This window comes from Streptomyces soli, assembly GCF_003999195.1.
Classification (GTDB): Bacteria; Actinomycetota; Actinomycetes; order Streptomycetales; family Streptomycetaceae; genus Actinacidiphila; species Actinacidiphila soli.
This window is the reverse complement of record NZ_RJVR01000330.1, coordinates 1-19,349: the sequence shown is the minus strand read 5'-3', so window position 1 is coordinate 19,349 and position 19,349 is coordinate 1. Positions and strand designations below refer to the sequence as shown.

The 19,349-nt window shown below is 68.1% G+C and carries 19 protein-coding genes, 1 tRNA gene and 1 pseudogene; 6 read left to right on the top strand and 15 right to left on the bottom strand.

Annotated features, from left to right (window positions below):
• Positions 1 to 20: 20 nt before the first annotated feature.
• A pseudogene (locus EFK10_RS39195) lies at positions 21 to 535 on the bottom strand (ATP-binding protein).
• 92 nt (positions 536 to 627) lie between these two features.
• Positions 628 to 762 (bottom strand): hypothetical protein, encoded by a 135-nt coding sequence (locus EFK10_RS52390; RefSeq protein ID WP_265737594.1) that lies wholly within the window; start codon positions 760 to 762, stop codon positions 628 to 630.
• A gap of 85 nt (positions 763 to 847) precedes the next feature.
• Between EFK10_RS52390 and EFK10_RS39185 the strand changes: the two genes are divergently transcribed.
• Together EFK10_RS39185 and EFK10_RS39180 are read left to right on the top strand one after the other, a co-directional pair.
• Entirely contained in the window at positions 848 to 1,762 is a 915-nt protein-coding gene (locus EFK10_RS39185) for a LysR family transcriptional regulator (RefSeq protein WP_127360416.1), read from the top strand.
• Between the two features lie 114 nt (positions 1,763 to 1,876).
• Entirely contained in the window at positions 1,877 to 3,058 is a 1,182-nt protein-coding gene (locus EFK10_RS39180) for an NAD-dependent formate dehydrogenase (protein WP_127360415.1), read from the top strand.
• Positions 3,059 to 3,462: 404 nt separating this feature from the next.
• On the opposite strand, the gene EFK10_RS39175 is transcribed toward EFK10_RS39180, so the two are convergent.
• From EFK10_RS39175 to EFK10_RS39120, 12 genes are all read right to left on the bottom strand, one after another.
• The gene (locus EFK10_RS39175) at positions 3,463 to 4,920 is read right to left on the bottom strand and encodes a purple acid phosphatase family protein (RefSeq protein WP_240677754.1); all 1,458 of its coding nucleotides are present in this window, start codon (positions 4,918 to 4,920) and stop codon (positions 3,463 to 3,465) included.
• Between the two features lie 572 nt (positions 4,921 to 5,492).
• Positions 5,493 to 6,026 (bottom strand): alpha/beta fold hydrolase, encoded by a 534-nt coding sequence (locus tag EFK10_RS39170; protein ID WP_127360413.1) that lies wholly within the window; start codon positions 6,024 to 6,026, stop codon positions 5,493 to 5,495.
• On the bottom strand, positions 6,023 to 6,367 hold the full coding sequence (locus EFK10_RS39165) for an alpha/beta fold hydrolase (protein WP_240677753.1): 345 nt from the start codon (positions 6,365 to 6,367) through the stop codon (positions 6,023 to 6,025). The genes EFK10_RS39170 and EFK10_RS39165 overlap by 4 nt, the downstream gene beginning before the upstream one ends.
• A gap of 254 nt (positions 6,368 to 6,621) precedes the next feature.
• On the bottom strand, positions 6,622 to 7,068 hold the full coding sequence (locus EFK10_RS39160; protein ID WP_127360412.1) for a hypothetical protein: 447 nt from the start codon (positions 7,066 to 7,068) through the stop codon (positions 6,622 to 6,624).
• 308 nt (positions 7,069 to 7,376) lie between these two features.
• On the bottom strand, positions 7,377 to 7,589 hold the full coding sequence (locus EFK10_RS49045; RefSeq protein WP_206305771.1) for a DNA glycosylase AlkZ-like family protein: 213 nt from the start codon (positions 7,587 to 7,589) through the stop codon (positions 7,377 to 7,379).
• 237 nt (positions 7,590 to 7,826) lie between these two features.
• Positions 7,827 to 8,462, bottom strand: coding sequence for an LLM class flavin-dependent oxidoreductase (locus tag EFK10_RS39150; RefSeq protein ID WP_164836323.1), 636 nt, complete (start codon positions 8,460 to 8,462; stop codon positions 7,827 to 7,829).
• Between the two features lie 50 nt (positions 8,463 to 8,512).
• On the bottom strand, positions 8,513 to 8,950 hold the full coding sequence (locus EFK10_RS39145) for a nuclear transport factor 2 family protein (protein ID WP_164836322.1): 438 nt from the start codon (positions 8,948 to 8,950) through the stop codon (positions 8,513 to 8,515).
• The gene (locus tag EFK10_RS39140) at positions 8,944 to 9,489 is read right to left on the bottom strand and encodes a VOC family protein (protein WP_240677752.1); all 546 of its coding nucleotides are present in this window, start codon (positions 9,487 to 9,489) and stop codon (positions 8,944 to 8,946) included. The genes EFK10_RS39145 and EFK10_RS39140 overlap by 7 nt, the downstream gene beginning before the upstream one ends.
• Before the next feature lie 287 nt (positions 9,490 to 9,776).
• Positions 9,777 to 11,318 carry an acetolactate synthase large subunit gene (locus EFK10_RS39135; RefSeq protein ID WP_127360409.1) on the bottom strand — a complete coding sequence of 514 codons (1,542 nt, stop codon included), beginning with the start codon at positions 11,316 to 11,318 and terminating at the stop codon, positions 9,777 to 9,779.
• Between the two features lie 50 nt (positions 11,319 to 11,368).
• Positions 11,369 to 12,007 (bottom strand): TetR/AcrR family transcriptional regulator, encoded by a 639-nt coding sequence (locus EFK10_RS39130; RefSeq protein ID WP_127360408.1) that lies wholly within the window; start codon positions 12,005 to 12,007, stop codon positions 11,369 to 11,371.
• Between the two features lie 191 nt (positions 12,008 to 12,198).
• Entirely contained in the window at positions 12,199 to 13,065 is an 867-nt protein-coding gene (locus tag EFK10_RS39125; RefSeq protein ID WP_127360407.1) for a fumarylacetoacetate hydrolase family protein, read from the bottom strand.
• Positions 13,066 to 13,069: 4 nt separating this feature from the next.
• Positions 13,070 to 13,381, bottom strand: a complete 312-nt coding sequence (locus tag EFK10_RS39120) for a hypothetical protein (RefSeq protein WP_127360406.1) — start codon at positions 13,379 to 13,381, stop codon at positions 13,070 to 13,072.
• Between the two features lie 540 nt (positions 13,382 to 13,921).
• Between EFK10_RS39120 and EFK10_RS39110 the strand changes: the two genes are divergently transcribed.
• Together EFK10_RS39110 and EFK10_RS39105 are read left to right on the top strand one after the other, a co-directional pair.
• Positions 13,922 to 14,980: a sulfite oxidase gene (locus EFK10_RS39110; RefSeq protein WP_240677757.1), complete on the top strand. Its 1,059-nt coding sequence runs from the start codon at positions 13,922 to 13,924 to the stop codon at positions 14,978 to 14,980.
• A gap of 509 nt (positions 14,981 to 15,489) precedes the next feature.
• On the top strand, positions 15,490 to 16,185 hold the full coding sequence (locus tag EFK10_RS39105; RefSeq protein ID WP_240677751.1) for a tyrosine-type recombinase/integrase: 696 nt from the start codon (positions 15,490 to 15,492) through the stop codon (positions 16,183 to 16,185).
• A 201-nt stretch (positions 16,186 to 16,386) separates the two neighbouring features.
• Here the strand turns inward: EFK10_RS39105 and EFK10_RS39100 are convergent.
• Positions 16,387 to 16,459 (bottom strand) — tRNA-Arg (locus EFK10_RS39100).
• 298 nt (positions 16,460 to 16,757) lie between these two features.
• Between EFK10_RS39100 and EFK10_RS39095 the strand changes: the two genes are divergently transcribed.
• Both EFK10_RS39095 and EFK10_RS39090 read left to right on the top strand, forming a co-directional pair.
• Positions 16,758 to 18,347, top strand: a complete 1,590-nt coding sequence (locus EFK10_RS39095) for a dynamin family protein (protein ID WP_127360405.1) — start codon at positions 16,758 to 16,760, stop codon at positions 18,345 to 18,347.
• Positions 18,338 to 19,349: GTPase (locus tag EFK10_RS39090; RefSeq protein ID WP_206305768.1), on the top strand; the 1,012-nt coding region annotated here is incomplete at its 3' end. The genes EFK10_RS39095 and EFK10_RS39090, both read left to right, overlap by 10 nt.

Genomic DNA, 19,349 nt, shown 5'->3' with positions numbered 1-19,349 from the left:
CGTTTCTGCCAGGGTCGGCCTCAGTCGAATCGGATGTGCCTGGCCCCGGTCCAAGCCCGCCGCAGGCACCCCCGCAGAGCTCCGTCCGTATTCGCCGCGAGAGCCAAGCCGGCCGACGCGGCGATGCGGTCGGCGACCTGCGGGACCGTGAGCCGATCGGTCCACACATGCTCCGCGAACTCCGGCGCCCGCAGGCGCTCCAGGCACAGATCGAGCTTCGACACGGCGAAGCTCTCCCGGCGCGAGGGCGCGTCCTTTCCCACGACGACCTGCACCACATGTCCGAAGCCGCGCTCACGCATCCGCCTCAGAACAGTCGTACCGCCGCCAGGGTCATGTCCAGCACCTCATAGACACCCTGTCGCCACGCCGGCAGGTCCTGGAAGTCGCCGCGCAGGGACGGCGGCGTCATCCGGTGCAGGTCGAAGCCGACGTGCTCGGGGTCGCAGACGACGCTGCCCCGGAGCCGCCGATGGAGCCCGTAGGCGGTCTGGGTCTTGCCGCCGCCGAAGGGGCCGTTGATCCACAGAAGCATGCGCCGTCTCCGTCCGCATCCGCCCGCCCTCCCGCCCGGTCATCGAGGGCTTCCGCGAGTGGGCCCACCGGCTGCCCGAGACCATCGGCCTCTTACTGATCCACGTCGCGATCGCCGACATCGACGGCCTGTACGCCTTCGTCATCGACCGGCTCACCGAACGCCGCGAGGTCGCCGACGTACAGACCGCGATGGTCTACGAGCACGTCCAGTGCCGCCGCATCCACGCGCCCGCGACGCCGGCGAAGCGCGGCGGTGACGACACCTCCCGCCCCCCTGGACGCTGATCGGGAAGCCGGACAGGGTGAGGGCATGTTGCTACGTCAGCTGGAATACCTGGTCGCCCTCGCCCGCGAGCGCCACTTCGCCCGTGCCGCGGCCGCCTGCTACGTCTCGCAACCGTCGCTGTCCGCCGCCATCCGCAAACTCGAGCACGAACTCGACGTACCGATAGTGCGGCGCGGCCGCCGCTTCGAGGGGCTGACCCCGGAGGGCGAGCGGGTGCTGGCCTGGGCGCACCGCATACTGGCCGAACGGGACGCGCTGCGCCAGGAGTTGTCCGCGATGCGCGGCGGACTGACCGGCACGCTGCGCATCGGCGCCATCCCCACGGCACTGACCGCCGCGTCGCTGCTGACCACGCCGTTCTGCGAGCGGCATCCGCGGGCCCGCGTCAGCCTGGACTCGCTGTCGTCGGCCGAGATCACGCACCGACTGGCCGAGTTCGAACTCGATGTGGCGATGACGTACCTGGACGACGACACGCTCCACCACGTACGCAAGATCCCGCTGTACGAGGAGCGGTACGTGCTGCTGACCCGCGAACCGACCGGGCCCACGGCCGCCTGGGCGCAGGTGGCCACTCTGCCGCTGTGCCTGCTGTCGCCCCGGATGCGCAACCGGCGGATCATCGACGAGTGCTTCGCGGCCGACGGGGCGAAGGCGGCCCCGGCGGTGGAGTCGGACACCGTGGCCGGGCTCTACGCCCACCTGGCGGCGGGACGGTGGTCGAGCGTGATCTCGCATGCCTGGCTGCACATGTTCGGCGTGCCGGAGGGGATGCGGGTGGTGCCGCTGGAGGGCCCGGCGCACGGGCCGAGGGTGGGGCTGGTCGTCGCGGACCACGAGCCGCAGTCCGTACTCGCGGCGGCGCTGCTGGAAGTGGCCCGGGAGACGCGGGTGCGGGACGCGCTCGACGACCTGCTGAACACCTACCTCGGCAAATGATAGAAGCGGTCTATCCCGGCATAGCAACTTTCGCTTTGACCAGGGGAATTCACCGCGAGGATTGTTGAAGGCACCTTCCCGTAAGCGCATGACAACGGATGAGGAGCCGCAATCATGGCCAAGGTCCTGTGCGTTCTGTACGACGACCCCACCGACGGATACCCGACCACCTACGCCCGCGACGACCTGCCGCGCATCGACCACTACCCCGGCGGCCAGACCACCCCCACCCCCGCCGGCACCGACTTCACCCCGGGCCACCTGCTCGGCAGCGTCACCGGTGAACTGGGCCTGCGTACCTTCCTGGAGAGCCGCGGCCACACCCTCGTCGTCACTTCGGACAAGGACGACCCCGACGGCACCGGCCGGACGGTCTTCGACCGCGAACTCCCCGACGCCGACATCGTCATCTCCCAGCCCTTCTGGCCCGCCTACCTCACCCCCGAGCGCATCGCTGCCGCCAAGAACCTCAAGCTCGCCGTCACCGCCGGCATCGGCTCCGACCACGTCGACCTGGACGCGGCCATCGCGCACGGCATCACCGTCGCCGAGGTCACGTACTGCAACAGCATCAGCGTCGCCGAGCACGTCGTGATGATGACGCTCTCGCTCGTACGGAACTACCTGCCGTCCCATCAGGTCGTCCTGGACGGCGGCTGGAACATCGCCGACTGCGTGGCCCGCTCCTACGACCTCGAGGGCATGCACGTCGGCACCGTCGCGGCCGGCCGCATCGGGCTCGCCGTCCTGCGCCGCCTCGCGCCCTTCGACGTCAAGCTGCACTACACCGACCGCCACCGGCTGCCGGAGGCCACCGAGCGCGAGCTGGGGCTGACCTGGCACGACAGCGCCGAGGCCATGGCCCCGCACTGCGACGTCATCACCATCAACGCCCCCCTCCACCCCGAGACCGAGGGCCTCTTCGGCGACAAACTGATCGCCACCATGAAGCGCGGCGCCTACCTCATCAACACCGCCCGCGCCAAGATCGTCGACCGCGACGCCGTCGACCGCGCCCTGCGCAGCGGCCAGCTCGCCGGCTACGCGGGCGACGTCTGGTACCCCCAGCCCGCCCCGGCCGACCACCCGTGGCGCACCATGCCCCACCACGGCATGACCCCCCACATCTCCGGCTCCTCCCTCTCCGCCCAGGCCCGCTACGCCGCCGGCACCAGGGAAATCCTCGAGTCCTGGTTCGACGGCAAGCCCATCCGCGACGAATACCTCATCGTCGACGGCGGCGCCCTGGCCGGCACCGGCGCCCACTCCTACTCCACGGCGACGCCCACGTCCTGACCCCGACAGCGGAGACCGTGCGGGTTCGTGAGGTTCATCGCGGGCCATGCCGGGCAGCCCTGGTCTTGCCTGTCCAGGTCGTTCGTACGGTGGCGCGCTCCACCTGGACAGGCCAGACCAGGCCCACTCCACTGCGTGTGGGACGACGGCAGACGGGATGGCAGCGGGGAGCGCTGTGGTTCCTGCCGAGATCCAACGCGAACGCTGCCGGTCAACCATGTGCCGACAACCAGCGGGGCGGGTGACGATCGTAGGGATGGATCAAAGCGTCATTGCTCATGTCCATCGGGGTGGCGAAGGCTTCGGCGAGAGGGTGCAGCGCGACACCGTCTTCAACCCGAACGACTATTGCCGGCCGTAGCCGAGCCTGCCGGCGTGGCAGCGATCCACGGCCCGGCGTACGGTCAGCGCCCCCCGTCGGACCGCTTGCGGTGCAGGGAGAACTGCTCGTAGACGGACAGGTCGCCGTTCGGCTTGTTCACGTTGTAGTAGGTCACGTGCATGCGCGTCGTGTCGCCGGGGTGCCGACCGGGGTCGACGGTGAACGCCGCGAAGCCGTATGGGTGGTCCTCGTCACGCGTGCCCATCCAGATCGCCTGCTCCTTGACGTAGCCGGCCGGAGTGAGGACCTTTCCGGTGCCGTCCTTGAAAAACGACTGGTAGTTCGTGCCTGACACGCCTCCACCGCCGAGCACCATGTGCACGGTGCCCATCGAGGTGTCGATGTCGTCCGTCGCCTGCGAGACCGGATTGGGGGTGAGGGTCTCGCTGCCCGTGACGACGCCGCGCACGGCGAGCGATCGCTCGTAGTTGTGCTCGTGGCCGCACACCACCAGGTCGACGCCGTACTTGTCGAAGAGCGGCCCGTAATTCTGCCGCAGTCCCATGTCGGAGCCACTGGCGTCGGAGGAGCTGATCATGACCTGGTGCATCGCGACGACCACCCAGTCGATCTCCTTCGAGGACCGGGCGGCCTTCAATTCCTTTTCGAGGAAAGCAAGTTGGCGGCCGCCGGAGTAACCGTTGATGTAGTAGTCACTCGCCTGCTGGAGGACGTAGTCGTCGTTCTGCAGCACGATCACCCGGACCGAGCCGGCGGTGAACGCGTACCACAGGCCGGCGAGTTCAGGGTCGGTCTCGGTCGACGGCAGTGTGAAGTACGCCTGGAACGCATCCATCCCGATCGGACCGTTGCCGGACTCGATCTCGTGATTGCCGGCTGCGGGCATCCAGGGGCGGAAGCGGGCCGAACGGGTGTTGTTGGTGAAGAAGTTGTTCCAGGTGCGCACGCGGTCGACATCCCTGTTGGCGTAGCACAGGTCGCCGTTGAGCAGGTGAAACAGCGGCGCGACCTGCTCGATGCCGGTCACGATGTCCTTGCTGGCGGGCGTGGAGTTGTTGTCGATCGTGGCCGTGCCGTCGGCCGACCACGACACCTGCGGCGCCGCCTGGTCGCCGAAGCTGGTGAAGGTGAGGGGGGCCCGCCCGCGCGGGGCCGTGCGGAAGGTGCCGCTGTCGGGCGTGGCACCGTCGTGGGAGACGACGTACACGTAGTCGGTGCTGGGGGAGAGCCGGTTCACGGCGGCGTGGTGGACGTACACCGTGCGTGCGGACTTTCCGTCGACGTAGGTGCGGGTCGTAGCCTCGACGCTCTTGCCCACGCCGCCATCCATCGTGCCGTAGCGCACGATCGGCCGCGTCACCAGCCCGTCGGTGAGCCAGGAGACGATCATCTGGCTGCTCGGGTCCGCCCCGAAGGTCAGGTGCAGGCCCTGCACGGGCGACGCCCCGGTGGTGCTGGGCGCCGTGTGGAGTGCGACGGTGCTGTTCGGCGTTGCCGCTGCCGCGGTGCCGGCGCCCAAGAGCGCGGTCGCGGCGGCTCCAGTGCCCGCCGTACCCAAGAGCCCCAAGGCGTGCCGGCGGCTGAGTCCGCCGGTTGTGGTCGATTCGTTCGACGTGCTGGATCTGTCAGATGCGCTGGACGTGTTGGTCGGTGTGTCCACCGTTTTCCTTCCCAAGTACTTCGGAGGTCGTGCGCACCTTCGCGCCTTGCGGCGGCCAACCGGTGAATTCTGTTTGACCCTTTTCCCATCACAAGGCGGCTCGTTGGCTCGCGGGCACGGTCATATACGACCCCGAAACTGCAAAAACGGCGGCAGATGTACCGATCAGCGGCAAGTAATCAGTCGAGGCACGTCACAGGATGTCCATACTTCATGTCAAAGCAGTGCACCCGGCGAAATAACACGTATGAGGTCGGGTGCGCCTGATTTTGGGTCACGGTGCTCGACTTGGGCCAAGCAGGTAGCGCGGCTGCCGTATGAGGTCGATAGCTCCCGCGAAGTCGCGAACTTAGAGGCTCTTGGCGAGCACGATCATCCTCTCTGCCCATTCCGGGCCTCTCCGATGGCCCATCAAAAGCCGCGGGCTGTACTCACGAAGAGTCATCCGGCCCGCTGTGCACCGCTGGCGACCACGCTCGCGGTGCCGGGATTGGCGGCGGCTCATCTGACGGCTGAGCCCGATCGGGCGGGACCGGCCCGCCGCACGGTCGCCCCTGGTCGCCGGGCTTGCGGTCGGCGGCGAGAAACGCGGTGACCAGAGCCGTGAACTGTTCGGGCTCTTCGACCCACGGCCGGTGCCCGGAGCATCTGAGTACCTCCAGGCGGCTGTTCGGATAGCACGCTGCCACCGCCCGCGCGGGTGCGGTGCCGATCATGCCGTCCGCCGCACCGGCCAGGACCAGAACCGGCGCCGGCACGGCGGCCAGCCGCGCGATCCGCTTGGCGAGCGTCTCGCCGGTCGCGGATCCCGCATAGAAGGCCTCGCGCAGCCACGGATGTGCTGGAGTGTGCTCGGTGCGGTATTCGGCCTGCCCGGACTCGTCCCAACGGTGCCAGAAGAAGGGCGTGATCCTCCGTTGCAGGGCGGCCAGTTCGGCACCCGTGTGCCGGCCTTCTGTGATCAACCGGTCAGCCTCGGCGGCGTCGCCGTACCCAGGGCTCGGCCGAGCGGCCCGCCCGTAGTTCGGCGAGCTGGTCTTCGTCCGGCTCGCGGCCCGCCCGGCCGACGGGAGCCACCAGCACCGCGTGGCGGATCCGGCCTGGGAACGCCGCCCAAGTACTCCTGGGCGGTGAGACAGCCGACCGAGTGGGCCAGGACGTCGAACCGGTCCAGCCCAAGGTGCTCACGGAGCGCCTCCACGTCCTTGGCCTGCTCGACGAAGGAGACCGTCCCCCGGTCCTCGGGCACGGCCAAGCGGCCGACTGCGCGGGCGTCCAGCATGACCAGCTGCCGACGCCGGGCCAAGCCGCCCAAGTCTGCAGTGAGTCTGATCTAGCGAGCGGACTGAACTATGTCACTACCCCCGGGACAGCCGGGACACCTGCGTCCGGGGCTGTCCCGGCTGTTTGTGCAGGTCAAAGAGACACCGAGACAGCAGGACACCCGGGGCATGCAGAGGGATACGAGGTAGTAGTCAACGACTACTACCTCGTATCCACTGTCTCGTTCACCCCTACCCCATCGGGTTCACCCATCGGTGGCCCGGTGCGGACGGGCGGTCAGAGGCTGGCGGCAATGTTGGCGGTGGCGCCGAGAAGGACATTCACCTTGGCACCGGCTTGGACCACATCGGGATCGGCACTGATCAGGGTGTAGTGAAGGTCCTGCAGGGTGGGCGTCAGCTGCGTTGCCACAATGACGTTGACGGACGGCAGGCAGGACTGGACCTGGAGCTGTGCGGTGGTCGCCTGCGCTGCGGACGCCGCAACCTGGGCCGCCACGATGTTGGACGTGGCCAGCGCCGTTGCGGTGACCTGCAGTTGGGCGTTCAGCTGAGTCGTCAGTGCCACGCAGGCAGCAGAGTTCGCAGGGCCCACCCCGGTGTGGTGGGCGGTCACCGGCTTGGATCCGGCGGTGGCGGCGGTGGCCGGGGTCGCGGCCATGCCCATCGCGGCGACTGCCGCTGCAGTGGTGACAGCGGCCGCGTAATGCTTGAGGGATATCATTTTTGTGCTGCTTTCTTGTCGGTGCTGGCTGGGTCTGCCGGTCGCGCAGGGCTGACCGGTTACGGTGTGCGCCGTGACCCCAGCCAGCCTCCTGTCCCGCCCGCACGCAAGCTCATCGGGCCGCCTGCAGCCCGTGACACAGCGTGTCCAGCACCGGGCTGAGTCCGGAAAAGCGCAGGTCACAGTACCGGGGGCCGGTATCGAAGACACTCGTTTCCATGGTTACGGTGAATGAGTGATCCAAGACGTTGGGTAGTCGCCCCATCGGGGGTCCGGGTCCGGGTCCGCAGCAGAGCGGCAGAGAGTCCTCAGGCGAAGGTGACGGTGTGAGTGACGTCCGGGTCGGTGGCCCGCAGCAGGAGTCCGGCCTCCGACTCGAGCGCCGCGCGGTCGGCGCGAGAGAGCCGGGCGAAAGGCGTGACGGCAAGGACGGCGGAGCCGCGGGTGCGCTCGATGCGCCAGGTGCCGCCGACGAAGCCGTCGATGAGGATCGTGCCGCGGATGATGCCGTGGACAGTCATGACGCGGACGGTGCCCGTCGGCGAGGATCCGGGAGCGGTCGGCGTGTGAGAGCAGCAGATTGTCGAACTCGGCGACGAAGCGCGGCGTGTCCGGGTCCCTATACGAGAATGACTCGGCTACCCGGCAGTCTGTTCGCCGTCGAAGTGCGTGGCGGAGACCGTATACCCACCGCATGTACCAGCTGACCAGCCACGACATCGGCACCCGACCCAGTGGGACCCGCTGGAGCCTCCCGCTTACGCACGTGGTTGCAAGCCGGCGAGGATCTCGCGCGCCGCGGGAACGACTTCGGTGGCGAACCGTGCGATCTGCTGCGGGCTTTCTGTCGCCGGCACGAAGTTCACCGTGTCGAAGCGCTCCTCGGTGACGAATGCGGCGATGATCTGTGCCCAGACGTCGGGTGTGGTCCGGATGGGAGCACTTCCCGGGCCCGTTCGGGGGCGCTCCGAGGTCCTTACGTGGTCGGTCACGGTACCGACGAGCTGGATGACGCGGCGAATATCGCCAGGGCTGCGCCCTGCAGCGCGGGCTGCCGCGTCAATGCGCTCCTGGGCGGCCGGCTTGGTCTCGTACGGCGTGGACAGGGGTGCGATCCAGCCATCGGCGACACGCCCGAGCAGGTCGAGCATTCGAGGGCCTGCCGCGCCGAGCCAGACGCCGATGGAATGGGCGGGCGAGGGCCCCGGTTGCACATCCCGCAGCTGGTACTGCTCACCGGTGAAGCTGATGGACCGGCCGGGAACCCACAGAATACGAAGGATCGTGATGGCTTCGTCGACAGCGGTGACGACCTGCCCCGGGGTGAGGCCCGGCCCCCCGAGGCCGGTGATCTTGGGCTGCGGTGAGCCATCGGCACGACCATTGGTGCACACCAGTGATAACGGGTGTGCACCAATGGCCCTCGTGCTACTAGTAGGGGTGCCTATCTGCTGCCTGCGATGACGGTGACCTCTCGCCGGGAGAGCCGCCAGCGCCTGTCCTGCCCACGCCGAAAGCTGTCGCGCACGTGACTCAGCGCTGAGAGGTGGGGCCCATCTTGTCCCTGCGTCCCCAGGACGTAGAGCTGTAGCTGGCTCTCTGCCTCCGCTCGTTCTGGTCCCAGGACCCGGAAGGACGTAGGGACCGTGATGTGCATCGTGCGCCGTTCGACGTCGGCCTCCCGCGCGGCCATCGCGGCGACGATCTGCTCGGTCCCGACGCATCGCTCGGTACCCAGCGCCAGTTCGGCATCCGCGGTGAGCAACTCCGTGGCCAGCGTTGCCCGCCCCTGGTCGACCACCTGATAGAACCGTGACGCCACCTCGAGGCAGGCAACCCGGACGGCCTGTTCTTCCGGCGAGGGCGCGACACCGACTACCACGTCGGTGCCTTCAGCACGGCCTCGGATTCTCCGGCCTGCAACTGCGCCGCCATCTCGTCGGGGTCGAACACGACGCCCACGGGGTTCTTGCGGAACGATTCCGACTCAAGGAAGGCCGTGTCCTTTTCGACAGTGTCGAAATTGTCAACCTGCAGTTCGATCTGGTTGGAGTCCGGGTCCCTGTAGTACAAGGACGTTGTCGGTCCATGGTTGATCGCGATCGCCGGCAGGATCGACAGATCTTTCAACCGCCGGTAGTTGCCGATCAGATCTGCCAGGGACTCGTAGGTGAACGCGATGTGTGCGAGGCCGTGAGGGGGCAATTCCGCCAGGTCCGCGGGCGAGAGCTTGCTTGCGGGGCCGGTCGGAGTGTCCACCAGGCCCTCTGAGGTGCCGGCCACCCGCTTCGCGATCTCCGCCGTAGCCCCTGGGTCGGAAAGCGCGATGCGGTGGTGCTCGTCGTCGTAGCTGAGGAACGCCAGGGCCTGGTTCTCGTGCGCGACTCTCGCGTCCAGCACCTTCAGGTACCAGTCCTTCATGGACGACAGCTGTGAGGTGAAGAGGACCACATGGGCCAGCTTCGCTGGTGACGCCATCTGTCTGCTCCTGTCAACTAGCGGCCAGTGATTCTGTTGCCATCCTCCTACTGACTTGATTTCAAGTCAAGACGGCCCAGGCGGCGCCGGATCCGGACGGCGTCGCGCTCCTGCAGGCGGGATGCCGCGTTGCCGACCGGCCCGGCTCGCAGCCCAGCGACGCTTCGGCTGTGGCCGCCACCTGCCACATCGAGGGCGCCGTTGCCGCCTGATTCAGCGGGATGCCGGAGTCAGAAGATGGTGTCGATGAGATGCGGGCCGGGCTCGCTGAAGGCGCGGGTCAATTCGTCGGCGAGTTCTTCGGCGGTGGTCGCACGGGCGGCGGGCACGCCCATGCCTTCGGCGATCCGCACGAAGTCCAGGTTCGGGTGCGACAGGTCGAGCAGCCTCTCGGAGTTCGGGCCCGCAGCAGCGGCGCCGACCCGCTCCAGCTCCAGCCGGAGGATGGCGTAGGACCGATTGTTGAGCAGAACCGTGGTGACGTTGAGTTCTTCCCGCGCTTGTGTCCACAGCGCGGAGATCGTGTACATGGCGCTGCCGTCGGACTGCAATGCGATAACCGGGCGGTCGGGCGCGGCGACTGCGGCCCCGGTGGCGACGGGTAGGCCCTGTCCGATAGCGCCGCCGGTCAGTGTGAGTACGTCGTGCCGGGGTGCGCCGACTGTGGCTGCGGGCAACAGCCAACCGGAGGTGTTGGCTTCGTCAGAGATGATCGCTCTTTCCGGCAGCACCGCACCGATGACGTTGACCCAGTTTTCTGCCGTAAGCGGACCGCTCGGCATCTCGGGCCTGAATGCGTGCTGGAGGATCGGCTCGATGCCCGGAGCGACCCGGTCCGCGAGCGCTTCGAGAGCGGCTACGACGTCCTGGCCGACTTCAGCCAGGGTGTGCACCTGTGCGCCTTCGGGTACCAGTTCGCTCGGTTTGCCTGGATAGGCGAAGAACGACACGGGTGGCTTGGTCCCGGCGACGATGAGGTGCTTGATCCCGTTGAGCTGGCCTTCGGCCTGTTCGGCGAAGTAGGCGAGCCGCTCGACGGCGGGCAAGTCCGCCCCGCGCTCAAGTCGTGCGGGGAAGGTTTCCAGGAGCGGACGGGCCCCTGTGCCGGCGGCGATGCGGCTGATCGCCCGCAATCCGCGCTCGCGGCAGGCCGGGCCGCCCGCCAGCAGCGCGGCCGGTTCACCGGTGCCCAGGATTTCGGCAATTGCCTTCACAGTGGATTCGGGGACCGATTGTGGTCCGGTGGGGAGGACCGGTTCTGCTCCCTCGCCGCCGCCGTTCCGGGACACGTCCGCGGGGAGGATCAGCGTGGCCACCTGCCCGGGCGGGACCTGCGATGCGGCGACGGCGGCCGCCGCGTCTGTGGCGACGTCGGCTGTGTCGGTCGACTGGCGGACCCAGCCCTGTAGCGTGCCGGCGACCGCCTTGATGTCGGATTCCAGCGGAGCGTCGTACTTCTTGTGATACGTCGCGTGGTCGCCGACGATGTTGACGATCGGGGTGTGTGCACGTCGGGCATTGTGGAGGTTCGCCAGCCCGTTGCCCAGCCCCGGGCCAAGGTGCAGAAGCGTCGCCGCGGGCTTTTCCGCTATTCGTGCGTAACCGTCGGCTGCGCCCGTCACGACACCCTCGAACAAACCCAGTACCCCGCGCATTTCGGGTACCGAATCGAGGGCGGCGACGAAGTGCATTTCCGAAGTGCCGGGGTTCGCGAAGCAGACGTTGACGTCCGATCTGGTGAGCGTGCGGATCAGTGACTGTGCGCCGTTCATGTCACTCCTGGTGTTCATGTACGTCGGGTCGGGGTGCGCATCGCACCCCATTAGGCGGTTGAATCGAGTTCGTCGACGATGGCGCCGATGCTTGGGTATACCGGTTGCACAGTCCGCAGCACGGCCACCGTTGCGGTATAAATGAGTTGTTCGAGTTCTGCGACCTCAAGGTCGCAGTCATGGGTGAGCCAGTCGAGCGTCGCCTCATCCAGCATTCCCATCAGGCCCCGTACGGCGATGCGCAACTGGGCCGGCGGCTCAGCACGGAGGCTCAGGACGTCAAATACGAACTCGGCACCGGCTCGGCGTCCGCGCTCGTACAACTCGTCGACGTCGGGGTCGTTACCGCCCGCCCGCATCATGGCAAGCATGGTATGGAAGTGGTCGCGCCGGTACTCGATCTGCCGCCGGTACAGCCCCCGAAGGCGTTCTTCCCCCGTATTCTCGTTCTCGCGTGGCTTGTGCAATTCCTGAATTTCGCTCAGCACCTGCTGCAGAACGGCCAGGTAAAGACCACGCTTTCCCTTGAAGTGGTAGGAGAGAAGTCCGTGCGCGACGCCTGCCTCTTGGGCGATATCGCTGATGTAAATTTCGTCGTAGGGCTTGCGCGCGAATAGTTCGGCTGCGACGGCGACGAGCGCTGCCCGACTTTGTCCGCGGGGTGGTGCGGTCCGTTTAACGGAACTCATTGCAGACTACCTATCCTCACTATTCCAAGTGACCGCTCGGCCGCTACAGCTTATCGCTACGCCGGAACGGTCGACTTGGACTCTTAGTATCGTGCTGACTCCATGCCCGGAACTGCCTGGCGGAACACCGGGCCAAGAGGAATCCGGCGCCGCCTGCGAGGGACGCTACCCGTCACCGCGAGAAGGGAGTCTCAGGGGCGGCGGGAGTCGCGCGCCGAGCTCGCCACAGTGTTGCGCAGAAGGCCGATGCCCTCAATAGCGACGTCGATCGTGTCTCCTGGCCGCAGGTAGGTCTTGGAGGCGAGTCCGACTCCGGCAGGCGTTCCCGTGAGGATCACGTCGCCACAGACCACCGGCGCTGCAGCGGAGATGGCTGCGATAATCTCGGCTATGGAGAACAACATCCGGCCTGTTCGGCTCCTCTGACGCAACCCGCCGTTGACGTGGGTCGTGATCGTGAGGTCGAGAGACGGTGTGAACTCGTCCGGGGTCACGACGGCCGGCCCAAATGGCTTGAATGTGGGAAAGCTCTTGCTCCGCCGGACGGCCTCTGCATCGACGACCGCCTCGTGGTCCATGCCCTGAAACTGGATGTCGCGGGCAGACACGTCGTTGGCCGCGGTTAGACCACCCACGTGCTTCCATGCCTCCCCGACGGGGATGTCTTTCCCCCCGACACCGATGAGGACCGCGAGTTCGGCCTCGTAGTCGACCTGTTCCGCGGCCTCAATGGGCAGCAAAATCTGTGACCCAGGATCCGCGAGTACGGCGGGATTCACCGAAATCCTGAGAAATGATGGCGAGGCCGGCATTTGAATGCCGGCCTCCAAAACGTGGTCGCGGTAGTTGGCTCCGACGACATAGATGTTCTTGGGACGGGAAATCGGGTTGAGCAGCTCGATCGAGCCTGTACCCATGCGCCCTGAAACCCTTGCCGTCCGCGCTACTTCGACGCCGTCCGCCAGCAGTGCCTCGATATCTCGATGCGGCAGGTCGAGTAGCAGTAGATCGTCTCCCTCACCGCGAGCCAGACCCAGCGTGGTGCGATACAGGCGCATGATGTCACCGGCTTCCCGCGAGGACCATTAGGGTGCGCACGGACAGGCGCCAGAGGGCGTCGCCGCCGCATGCAAGGATGTCCTGGATGCGACTCAGCCCCCGAGGTTTGGGCATCCGCATGTTGCGATCGCTCCCCAGTACGTGGGGCTGAAGAATATAATTCGATTTGGCAGGGGTGGCGTCGGTAAGCCGGGAGGAACGCTCGAGCATCATGCTCGAGTTCAGGTGCATGCGGTCCCGATCGAGCATCTTGAGACGCCAGTCACGCATTACCGGTACCTGTGATGGGTGAAGGATGACGCGCGTCAGTTCCATTGCTGAAGTCATGGCCATCGCCTTTCCGAGGAGGGCGGCTGTCTCCAACTCTATGGCCTGAACTGAATTCAAGTCAAGTCGCTGCGGGTCCGGTATGAGCCTGCGGACCGGATCTGGCTCGTCGTCCTGTCCCGGCTGGTCCCGCGCGAGCGCTGGCGCCTGGTGTTCGCGGTCACCCCCCCACCACCCTGCTGGCCTGGCACCGGCAGTTCGTCGCCCGAAAGTGGACGTACGCACGGGGCCAACGCCCCGGTAGGCCCTCCACCGCACACGCGGTCAGGCACACCTGGGGCCACCGGCGCATACAAGGCGAACTGGCCTGCGGCTACCCGATCGCCCCTTCGATCATCTGGGAGGTCCTGCACATGGGATGGGTCTGTGTCGTGGCCGCCTCGCTCCTTGCCCATGACTCGCTCTCCTTCTGGGTGCCGAGCAATGCGCATTCTCCGGCTGTCGCCGAGTCCGAGCGGGATCGGAAGTGCCGCTTGCGAGGAGTTCGAGCATAGTAGCTACATGGGCATATGGGACAAGAGGGACGATATGGTCGTGCACGAGTCTGAGCCGTACAACGCCGAACCACCTCCTGGCGCGCTCGTAGATCAAGTCACCCCCCTGGACACCTTCTACGGCCGCAATCACGGATCGTTCCCCCAGATGGATACGGGGAGTTGGCGGCTGAGGGTGGACGGCCTGGTCGATCGCACACTGGAGTTGTCGCTGGACGAACTGCAGCGCCGCTTCCCCGGGCAGACGCTGGTGGCGACACTGCAGTGCGCGGGCAACCGCCGCGCCGATCTCATAGAGTTCCGCGACATACCGGGCCAGGTCCCCTGGGGCCCCGGAGCCATCTCCACCGCACGCTGGAGCGGGGTGGCCCTGGCGGATGTGCTGGCCGAAGCCGGACTGTCGGCGGAAGCGGCCCACATCGCCTTTGCCGGCGCCGACGTGTCACAGGACGCCGACCCACCACAGCCCTTCGGTGCCTCCATCCCGGCGGCGAAAGCCACCTCCAGCGAGGTGCTCTTGGCCTGGGCAATGAACGATCAGGCCCTGCCCACCGCGCACGGCGCCCCCCTGCGCGTGGTCGTTCCGGGCTGGATCGGCGCCCGCAGCGTCAAATGGCTCCAGCGCATCACCGCACAGGCCGAACCGACCGACAACTACTTCCAAACCGAGTACAGCATCCTGCCTCCCGAAGCCGACCCTCACAAGGCCGGACCGGGCGACGGCATCATCCTTGGCCCAGTCGCCATCCACTGCGCCATCCTGCGGCCCGGCAAAGGCGCCCAGCTGCCTACCGGCCCGACCGAGGTCACGGGCTTCGCCTTTGCCGGGGACGAGCGAACCGTGGCGCGCGTGGACGTGTCCCCCGACGGCGGCAGCACTTATGTCCATGCCGAACTGGACGCACCGGAGAATCCATGGACGTGGCAGCACTGGCGCGCCACGCTCACCCTCCCCCCAGGTGAGACGGAGCTCATCGCCCGCGCCTGGGACTCCACCGCAGCCGTACAGCCTGAATCGCCGGCGACCGTCTGGAACCCCAGGGGGTACGCCAACAACTCCTGGGCCCGCCTCCACGTCACATGCCACGCTTAGTGGCACAGCCCGACAGCCCGGCCTGGTCAGCCGACGGCACCACAGGGTCTCCAGCCGAATCGGCTGGAGACCCTGTTTGGAAGATCCCGTATGCGGGCGGCGGCTGACCTGGGAAGTAAGCTCCCCAAAGCCCGGGTCCTGGTCGGCTCGCCGATCTGTACCGCGGGCAGCCCCGCCGACGGCATTAAGCGCCCCAAGGCAGCCCCCACCCCCGGCCAGCTCTCCCTGCTGGACGAGGGCCCGATCGCCGACGCCGCGTGGGAGAGGACAAGGGCGACCGCCTACGACATCCTGCGGGCGACCGAGGTCCACGGTTTCGACGCCGTGGTGTGCGAGAACGTGCCTCGCTTCGCGACCGCGTGGCCGCTGTTCCACTGGTGGTTGCAAAGCATTCAAGCGCAATCGCAGGATCCTGAACGTCGCCATGGAGTACGCGGTGAAACACGGCATCTTGCGCGCGAATCCCTAGCCGAAGGGGGAGAGGCGCCACCCCGAAGACATCGTCGGCGGTGGACAAGCGGTCTCTCATCAACCCCACCCATGCCGCTGGTCTGCTGGGCTGGATCCGGCACCGTCCCCGCGGTGGCCGCCGGCTGCATGCGTTCTTCGCAATGATCTACTACACCGGTGCCAGGCCGGAGGAAGTCGTCGCCATGCACGTCCTGGACGTCCGGTTGCCGGACCTGGACGACGAAGACCAATGGGGCGAATTGCTGTTCCACACGGCACAGCCCGAGGTGGGCAAACGTTGGACGGACACCGGGGCCGTCCACGAGGAACGAGGACTGAAGGGGCGGGCCAAGGACGACACCCGCGTAGTGCAGTGTCGTCCCGCTCTGACGAAGATCCTGCGCCATCAGATCGAGGCGGAGAAGCTGATGCCCGGCGACCTTCTCTTCCCGGGGGAGAAGGAGGCCATGCTCTCCGGCTCGGTCTTCCGCCGGGCCTGGCGGTCCGCGCGGACCGAAGTCCTCACCGCGGACGAGTTCGCCTCACCCCTGGGCAAGCGCGTGTACGACCTGCGCCATACCTGTCTGACGACGTGGCTGAACAACGGGGTCCCGCCCGCCCAGGTCGCGGAGTGGGCCGGCAACAGCGTTCCTGTGCTGCTTGCCACGTACGCTCGCTGCATCTCCGGTCAGCTCAAGGACCACCAGCAGCGCATCGAGGCCGGCGGGGTGCTCCTCGACCTGGAGGGGGAGTAGCTGATCCCCACGAAACTTCGACACGTATTCGTCGTGGCCACCCGCAGAAACCCCGTGACAGCCGGACAGCGCCGGACCGGTCCCCAACTGTCTCGGGGGCGGTGCGGCGCTTACGCGTCCGCTACGCCATGCCCGATACAATGCCCCTGACCAGCAAAAAGGCCCTCCGGGGTGGAGGGCCTCATGGTCGTGCAGTCTGGGTGCCCCCGGCAGGACTCGAACCTGCGGCCAAGTGCTTAGAAGGCACCTGCTCTATCCACTGAGCTACGGGGGCTGGACCGTGGCCGCGGCCGTTGACCTTGCCGGGGACAAGGATAAGGCGCTGCGGATGTGCGGCCGGTTGCTTCGCCTGCCCAACACGATGTGTAGGTTCGGTGAAGCGGTCTGATAATCGCAGGCAGGTACGAACGGCGCACCGGTTTTGGCACCCCAGACGGCGGCTGTTGTGTACTCGTTATGCCGGTGTCTCATCCGGCACTTCTGTCCCCATTTGCCGCATCTTTGCGGGTTGAAAGACGTGAAGTGAGCGGAATAGGCTTCAAAATCCCATCAAAATGGGTCATTCTTCCCTCGTGGCGATCTTGGACGTACAGCCCGAGCTGCTAGACGCGTTGTCCGCGCTGCGCGACCGTGTCGAGGCCGCGTGCTTCCCCTTTCCGCTTGCCGGGGCGGCCCGGGCCTGGCGGACGAGGGAGGAGGTGCTGGCGCAGCTCGACGACTATCTGGTGCCCCGGCTGCGGGCGCCTGAAGCGCCGTTGCTGGCGGTGGTCGGGGGGTCGACAGGGGCGGGGAAGTCGACGCTGGTGAATTCGCTGATCGGGCGGCGGGTCAGCGAGGCGGGGGTGCTGCGGCCGACGACGCGGACGCCGGTGCTGGTGTGCCATCCGGAGGACCGGGCGTGGTTCGCGGATCCGCGGATTCTGCCGGGGCTGGCGAGGGCGTGGGCGCCGCGGCCGAGGAGCGAGGAGGACGCCGAGGGGACGGAGGAGCCGGGGGAGGGGCGGCTGTGGCTGCGGCTGGAGACGGACGAGACGCTGCCGCGCGGGCTGGGGCTGCTGGACGCCCCGGACATCGACTCGCTCGTCACCCGGAATCGTGAACTGGCCGCCGAGCTGATCTGCGCCGCCGACATCTGGATCCTGGTCACCACCGCCTCGCGGTACGCGGACGCGCTGCCGTGGCATCTGCTGCGTACGGCCAAGGAGTACGACGTCACCCTGGCCACCGTCCTGGACCGGGTGCCGCACCAGATCGCCGAGGAGGTGTCCCGGCACTACGCGGCACTGCTGGCCAAGGCCGGGCTCGGGGACGTACCGCGGTTCACGGTGCCGGAGCTGCCGGAGTCGGCCGGGGGCGGGGGACTGTTGCCGCACACCGCGGTGGCGGCGATCGGGAACTGGCTGGCGCACTGCGCGGAGGATCCGGCGGCGCGGCATCAGGCGGCCCGGCGTACGGCGTCCGGGGTGCTGGAGTCGCTGCGTACCCGCATGCCGGAGCTGGCCGGGGCGTCGGCGGCGCAGCATGCGGCGGCGCAGCGGCTGGCGCGGTACGTGGACGAGGCGTACGACGCGGCCGCGGTACGGATCCGGGGGGCCGTCGTCGACGGGGTGCCGCTGGCGGGGGAAGCGCTGGCGTGCTGGCGGCAGTATCCGGAGTGCGGGGCCGAGGCGGTGCGGTCGGCGCTGGAGGAGGGGCTGGCGGCGCTGCTGCGTACGGAGGTGGCGGCCGCCGAGGAGCGGACCCTGTGCGGCTGGCGGCGCGACCGGGCCGGGGTGGTACTGGCGGAGGCCGGGGAAGGGGCCGGGCCTGCGGTCGGCGACGCGGTCGGGCAGTGGCGACGGGGGCTCAGCAGGCTTTCGTACGACGTGTGTTCGCGTGACGACAGTGTGGATCCGGACGACGCCGCCGCGCTGCTGGCCGTCGCCGTGCTCGGCGGCCGCCGGGGCGTGGCCGCGGGGGAGCGGCTCGCCGAACTGTTCGGCGCCCAGGCGGCGCTGCGGGTACGGGACCGGGCCATGGACGCGCTCGACGCGGCCGTCGACGGTCTGTTGCGGGGGGAGCGCGAGCGGCGGCTCGGCCCGGTCGACGTACTCGATGTGACCTCGCGGCAGCAGGCGGAGCTGATCGCCGCGCTGTCGGTACTGCGGAAGGAATGCGCATGACGATGACGGATAGCGCGCTCGGGGCACGCCTGGACGCGCTCGGCGAACTGCTCGGGCTGTCCCGCACCCGGGTCAGCCCGGACGCGCTGGCCGAGACCGGCGAGCTGCTCGATCGGGTCGCGGAGCGGCGCCGGCTCTCGCCGGACCACACGGTGGTCGCGCTGGCCGGGGCGACCGGCAGCGGCAAGTCCACCCTCTTCAACGCGCTGGCCGGGCTGCAGCTGTCGGAGACCGGGGTGCGCCGGCCGACCACGTCCGCACCGGTGGCCTGCGCCTGGGATCCGGAGGGCGCGGCCGGGCTGCTGGACCGCCTCGGCATCGCGCCGAAGGCCCGGTACATGCGCCGCAGCGCACTGGACTTCGGGGAGGGCGCGCCGGACGGCTTCTTCGACGGGCTCGTACTGATCGACCTGCCGGACCACGACTCGGCGGCGGTCGATCACCGCGAGCAGGTCGACCGGCTGCTGAAGCTGGTGGACGTGGTGGTGTGGGTGCTGGACCCGGAGAAGTATGCCGACGCCGCGCTGCACGAGCGCTATCTGCGGCCGCTCGCCGGCTACGCCGATGTGACGCTGATCGTGCTCAACCAGATCGACCGGCTGCCCGGCGACTCAGGCGACCAGGTCCTCGACGACCTGCGGCGGCTGCTCGACGAGGACGGCCTGGCGGTCGGCGAGCACGGCGAGGCGGGCGCGACGGTGCTGGCCACCTCCGCGCTCACCGGGGACGGGATGGCCGATCTGCGGGCGGCCATCACGCAGATCGTGGCCGAGCGCGATGCCGCGAACCGCCGGCTGGCGGCGGATGTGGACCGTACGGCGGCGCGGCTGCGGCCGGTGTACGTGCCGAAGAACGCGGTGAGCGGGAGCGGGCTCACCGACCGGGCCCGGGAGGAGTTCGCCGGGCGGCTGGCGGCGGCGGTGGGCGCGGTGGCGGCCGGCCAGGCGGCCGAACGGGAGTGGGCGTGGGCGGCCGCCGACGCCTGCGGCCCGGTGTGGCGGC